Origin of the sequence: Pseudactinotalea sp. Z1732 (assembly GCF_049724975.1) — a bacterium.
Classification (GTDB): Bacteria; Actinomycetota; Actinomycetes; order Actinomycetales; family Beutenbergiaceae; genus CALKWS01.
Genome location: NZ_JBMPQC010000034.1, coordinates 1 through 5289 on the forward strand (window position 1 = coordinate 1; position 5289 = coordinate 5289).

Annotated in this window: 5 protein-coding genes; 1 reads left to right on the forward strand and 4 read right to left on the reverse strand. The window is 63.7% G+C overall.

Annotation, left to right across the window (positions count from 1 at the left end; all coding sequences use genetic code 11):
- The 4 genes from ACPL7H_RS19240 to rfbB all read right to left on the reverse strand — a co-directional run.
- Positions 1-276, reverse strand: a 276-nt coding sequence (locus tag ACPL7H_RS19240; RefSeq protein WP_424798339.1) for a glycosyltransferase family 2 protein, incomplete at its 3' end; no start/stop codon positions are given.
- A 145-nt stretch (positions 277-421) separates the two neighbouring features.
- Positions 422-2074 (reverse strand): DUF2142 domain-containing protein, encoded by a 1653-nt coding sequence (locus ACPL7H_RS19245; protein ID WP_424798340.1) that lies wholly within the window; start codon positions 2072-2074, stop codon positions 422-424.
- Positions 2061-3476: a dTDP-4-dehydrorhamnose reductase gene (gene rfbD / locus ACPL7H_RS19250; protein ID WP_424798341.1), complete on the reverse strand. Its 1416-nt coding sequence runs from the start codon at positions 3474-3476 to the stop codon at positions 2061-2063. Before rfbD ends, ACPL7H_RS19245 begins: the two co-directional genes overlap by 14 nt.
- A 1-nt stretch (position 3477) precedes the next feature.
- A complete protein-coding gene (rfbB, locus tag ACPL7H_RS19255) occupies positions 3478-4488 on the reverse strand; it encodes a dTDP-glucose 4,6-dehydratase (RefSeq protein WP_424798342.1) in 1011 nt (336 codons plus the stop codon).
- Positions 4489-4624: 136 nt separating this feature from the next.
- On the opposite strand from rfbB, the gene rfbA reads away from it, so the two are divergent.
- Positions 4625-5289, forward strand: a 665-nt coding sequence (rfbA, locus tag ACPL7H_RS19260) for a glucose-1-phosphate thymidylyltransferase RfbA (RefSeq protein WP_424798343.1), incomplete at its 3' end; no start/stop codon positions are given.

The following is a 5289-nucleotide window of genomic DNA, read 5'->3' on the forward strand; positions in this document are numbered from 1 at the left end:
GTCGCCATCGGTGTTGACCACGATGTCGGCACCATGGGCGAGCGCATAGTCGACCCCATCACGAAACGACCGAGCGAGGCCCATGTTTTGGACGTGGGTCACCACGTGGTGGACACCACGGGCGCGAGCGACCTCGACCGTACGATCCGTGGAGCCGTCGTCGACGACGAGAATCTCGATCGAGTCAACCCCGGGGATCTCCGTCGGTATGTTCTCAAGAACCTGAGGGAGCGTCTGCTCTTCGTTTAGGCATGGAATCTGGACAAATAGTTTCATGACACTCACGTCTCGGCGGGGATGGGCTCCAGCCACCAGGCGATCAGGTTCGTTTCAGGTCAGGCCGGACGGAGCCATCGTAAACCCCACCAGAGGCTCCTCCGACTTTCGGTCACGGTACGCCGCAGATCCGCGCAACCCCACCTCAGGGTCCAGGCTCCTGAGCAGGCATCACCTGGGCATCGTGAGAACGCCGAACCTTCCAAGCACCCAAAGTGGAGTTCACGACGAGCGTGAGCGGCGCGAGCGCCAGTAGAAACCCCGTGGCGGTCAACTGTCCCGTCGTCGCGGGACTCCACTGCACCCACCGCGTCAACGCCTCGATTTGGCTCTCACCCGGCCCCACGTAGGAGGCGGCGAACCACACGTAGAGTCCGTAGGCGCTCACCAGCAAGCCGACTACCACCAAAATAGGGTTCAAGAACGCAGTACTAGTTTCGCTTCGCCTCAGCACACCCCACACGCCGAGCGCCACAAGAACTGTCAGTGCCACGAACGCGGCGAAGAAGTACCTTCCCTGCAACCCGACGAGTTGACCTAACCGCTGGTAGTTGAATAGGCCGCGTATTGCGACCGCCACGATGAGGCCTCCCGCAAACGACCCGATAGTCAGAACTTCGGCCCACAGACGTCGCGCGCTGAACAGGCCGACGGTGATCAGTGCAAGTGCAAGGATGGTCGCCCCTACGACGAAGGCTCCCGGCAATGGAACCTCCAACCAACCGAATCGTCCCCAGAAGGACTGGGTCAGCATGTCCCAGGCGCGGCCGAAGTACCAGTCGACGGGTTGCTGCCCGCCTCCTTCGATCGGTTGGCGGTTCATTCCCGAGGGCTGGAACTGTCCGTAGAGGAGATAATTGCGCATCCACCACCAGCCGCCGATAGCGAACGCGACAGCCATTGCAAGCGATGCGTGACCCACTCTGCGTAGCCACTGACCTCTTTCGGCACGAGAGAACGCGTAGGCGAGCAGCACCATTGGAACACTAAAGGCCATGAACGCCTTGGTCAGCAATCCTGCTCCAACCGCGACGCCTGCAAGAAGTGTCCAGCGCATCCGCAGATCACCGCCCACCACGCGCAGGCTGGCGTAGGTGGCGATGGAACCTGTGAGGACCATCAGGGCATCGTTGGTCACGGAGCCGCTGATGAATCCGAACTGTGGAACAAGGAGTGGCACGGTTGCGGATCCCAATGCGAGGTGCTGCGAGTTGGTCACGACACGCACACTTCCGGCTATCAACGGAACCACCGGGATCGTCAACAGGATGCTCATCATCCGGAGTGCCAGCAACTGCAGATCCCAACGGTCTTCTGCCATGCCGATAGCCGTGAGTCCCCCGGCCAGCAGCCCGTAATAGAGTGGTGGGTGCTGGCTCATCTGGTCGATTCGCGTCTGTCCCTCCACATCCAGGGCACGTCCCGCATCCAAGATGATCCGGTCCTGATCTGGTGTAGGGGTGACGTCGACGAACCAGCCGTACCCAGAGCCCCAGTTCTCTCGCGTGCTTCCTGGCAGGCGGGCGAGATACTCCGCCTGATCCATCGCCTCGGACATGCCAGCACTCATCCGAGCATCACCCACTGGTGGCCATCCCCCACCGTGTGCGAGCCGCATCACCGAGTTGACGTGTTGAGGCTCGTCTGGTGTGCGGTAGGAATGCGAGACAAGCGCCCACGCCGACATCACGGAGAAGACAGTCAGCGTAATAAGGAGGAGGGAGACCCGATACCTGCATTCGGTCATGCTTGAGTGGGGCGTCGACTCAATTGGACGCCCGGCGCTACTGTCCACCATCGAGGTATGACTCCAGAGCACCCCACTGGCCGGGCATCATCAGTCCCGTGACTTCCAGTTTCGTGAGGTCCAGGGTGCTGATCGACGGTCGTGGCGCGACCGGCTGGTCATAGCCCGCCAGATACTCGGACGTGGTCACCGCATGGACGTCACTGGTGTCACGGCCGGCGAGGGTGTACACGCGGCGGGCGATCTCGGCCCAACTGGCCGGTTCTCCGCTGTTCGTGGCGTGATAGGTGCCGTAGGGTGCACGCGAGTCGAGCAGGTGGACGGTGGCGGCGGCGAGATCTGAGGTGAAGGTCAGCCGACCCACCTGGTCCTCCACCACGTTCGGTTGTACGCCCCGCTCGGCGAGGGACCTCATGGTGCGGACGAAGTTCCTGCCCTCCCCTACCACCCAGGAGGTGCGGATCAGGTAGTGCTGCGGCACCTGCTGCACCGCAGCCTCCCCGGCTGCCTTGCTCTGGCCGTAGGCACTGACCGGGCTGATCGGGTCGGTCTCGAGGTAGGCACCCCCCGGCCCTGACCCGCCGTGCCCATCGAAGACGTAATCGGTGGAGTAGTGCACCAGCGTGAAGCGGTGCTCCTGGGCCGCCCGGGCCAGCGCAGCGACAGCCGTGGCGTTCACGGCCCACGCCGCCGCTCGACCCTGTCGGGTCTCGGCCTGGTCCACCGCCGTGAATGCGGCCGCGTTGATCACCACCCCGACGTCGCTGAAGTCGAGGTCAGCGATAGCCGAGGGGTCGGACAGGTCCACCTCCTGCCTGGACAGTGCGTGCGCGTGCGGCAGCGCCGCCTGCAGTGCAGTGCCCAGTTGCCCGGTGGCGCCGAGGATCACCGTGCGCGCAGGTGTCACCGGGCTGGCCTGGGCAAGGCGGGGGTGGTTGCGGTCCTTCTCCGAGATCTCCGCACTACCCAGCGGGATGGGCCATGGGATCGCCGCCGACTCATCGGCGAGGTTGAGGTGGGAGTAGGACGCTTCCGGGGACCAGTGCGCGTTCACCAGGTAGGAGTAGACGGTGCCATCGATCAGGGTCTGGTAAGAGTTGCCGACCCCGCGGGGCACGAACACCGCTTTGCCCTCATCGAGTTCCTCGGTGTGGACGGCGCCGTACCTGGGCCCTTCGCGCAGGTCCACCCATGCGCAGAAAGCCCTGCCGTGGGCGATCGACACCAGCTTGTCCCAGGGTTCGGCGTGGATGCCCCGGGTCACCCCGGCGGCGGCGTTGTACGCCACCGAATGTTGCACGGGTGCGAAGTCCGGTAGCCCGAGGGCGACCATCTTGGCCCGCTGCCAGTTCTCCTTGAACCAGCCGCGGGCATCCCCGTGAACCGTCAGGTCCAGGACCAACAGGCCGGGGATGGCGGTGGTGCGCACGGCCAGTTCGTTCGGGCCCGTCACGTCACTGTCCCCGGGCCGCGTATTCCGACTCCACCGCGTCCTTGTGCGGGCGCCACCAGTCGCTGTTCGCCCGGTACCACTCGATCGTATCCGCCAACCCCGCGCGGAAGTCCGCGAACTGTGGCTCCCAGCCCAGTTCTGTGCGCAACTTGGTCGGGTCGATCGCGTACCGCAGGTCGTGCCCGGCGCGGTCGGTGACGTGGTCGAAGTCGTCCTCCGGGCGGCCCAGGATGCTCAGGATCATCCGGACCACCTCGAGGTTTTTCTGTTCCCCGTCGGCACCGATCAGGTAGGTGTGCCCGATCTGCCCCCGGTTCAGGATGGTCCACACCGCCGAGGAGTGATCGGCCGCGTGGATCCAGTCCCGCACGTTCTCACCGGCCCCGTAGAGTTTGGGCCGGCCCCCGGCGAGCACGTTCGTGATCTGGCGGGGAATGAACTTCTCGATGTGCTGCCAGGGACCGTAGTTGTTCGAGCAGTTGCTGATGGTGGCTGCCACCTCGAAGGAACGCACCCATGCCCGCACCAAGTGGTCGGCACCGGCCTTGGACGCCGAGTACGGACTCGAGGGCAAGTACGGAGTGGTTTCGGTGAACCGTGCCGGATCATCCAGTTCGAGGTCGCCGTAGACCTCATCGGTGGACACGTGATGCAGGCGCACCCCGTGCCTGCGGACCGCCTCCAGAATCTCGAAGGTGCCCACGATGTTGGTGCGGATGAATGGACTGGGATCACGCAGGCTGTTGTCGTTGTGTGACTCCGCCGCAAAGTGGACCACGGCGTCCTCGGCGCCGGTGAGGCTGCCCACCAACGAATCCACCAGGCCCGTGTCGGTGACATCCCCTTCCACCAACTCCACACGATCGGCCGGCAACGGCTCCAGCGCCTCCGGCGAAGCCGCGTAGGTAAGCTTGTCCAGCACCACCACGTACGCGTCGGTGTGCTCCACCAGGTAGTGCACGAAGTTGGAACCGATGAAGCCGGCACCGCCGGTGACGAGAATCCTGCGCATCACTGCACTGTAGCGACTCTGCGGGCTCTAGCCGAGCGAGATGCGCCAAGGAGTGAAGCCATCCGTTATCGGCACCCGCACCTCCTGGCGCAACCGCCTGGCTGCGATCCTCGGCAAGTTGCGCAAGACTGCGCGTATGCATGGAATCATCCTGGCCGGAGGGTCCGGCACCAGACTGAACCCGATCACCTTGGGCGTGAGCAAGCAACTGGTCCCTGTTTATGACAAGCCGATGATCTACTATCCCCTCTCCACGCTTCTGCTCGCAGGGGTCCAAGACATCCTGGTGATCACGACGCCACATGACGCACCGCAGTTCCACCGGCTACTCGGCGACGGGGCACAGTTCGGCGTGAACATCTCTTACGCGGTCCAAGATGAGCCCAACGGACTCGCCCAAGCCTTCGTACTTGGAGCGGACTTCCTCGGCGCCAACACCGCTGCCCTCGTGCTCGGAGACAACATCTTCTATGGCCCCGGCCTCGGATCTCAGTTGAAAAGGTTCGAGCAGATCGACGGAGGAGCCATCTTCGCCTACCGAGTGTCTGACCCGAGTTCCTACGGGGTAGTGGAGTTTGACTCCACTGGACGTGCGTTGTCATTGGAAGAAAAGCCAAGTACGCCCAGATCAAATTACGCAATCCCCGGCCTCTACTTTTACGACAACGACGTCGTCGAGATCGCCCGCCGTCTTCGGCCATCTGCCCGCGGAGAGTACGAGATCACAGACGTAAACCGGGCATACCTGGAGCAGGGACGACTGCAGGTTCAGGTCCTCCCCAGAGGGACTGCCTGGCTCGA